General features: G+C 63.0%; 1 pseudogene. It reads right to left on the bottom strand.

The annotated features are described in order from the left end of the window. Positions 1 to 201, bottom strand: a pseudogene (locus tag J0695_RS39835) (deazaflavin-dependent nitroreductase); the annotation flags it as partial. Positions 202 to 327: the final 126 nt, after the last annotated feature.

Raw genomic sequence — 327 nt, 5'->3', positions numbered from 1 at the left:
GCCGCGGGGTGCGACCAGGTACTGCTTGCCGTCCAGGGTGAGCAGGTTGACGGGCGTGCGGCGCCACTCGCCGCTCTTGCGGCCACGCACGGCCAGGACACGCGATCCCCAGATGCTGATGCCGCGTCGGGTCATCCAGGAGACGGTGCGGTTGAGGACGTTGACCGTGAACCAGCCTGGCTTCTGAACGTGCGTGGACATGATGTACTCCCTGGTTTTGTGAGCACTGCTCTCGCTTGAGAGCAGTCTGCACCCGATGGGTGCTCCAAAGCAAGAGCGGTGCTCTCGTTATTGGTCAGTGCTCTGAAATCTGGCACACTGGGCTCC

It is taken from the genome of Streptomyces beijiangensis, assembly GCF_017315755.1.
In the GTDB taxonomy this organism is placed as follows: Bacteria; Actinomycetota; Actinomycetes; order Streptomycetales; family Streptomycetaceae; genus Streptomyces; species Streptomyces beijiangensis.
This window is presented reverse-complemented; position numbering and strand designations above follow the sequence as displayed.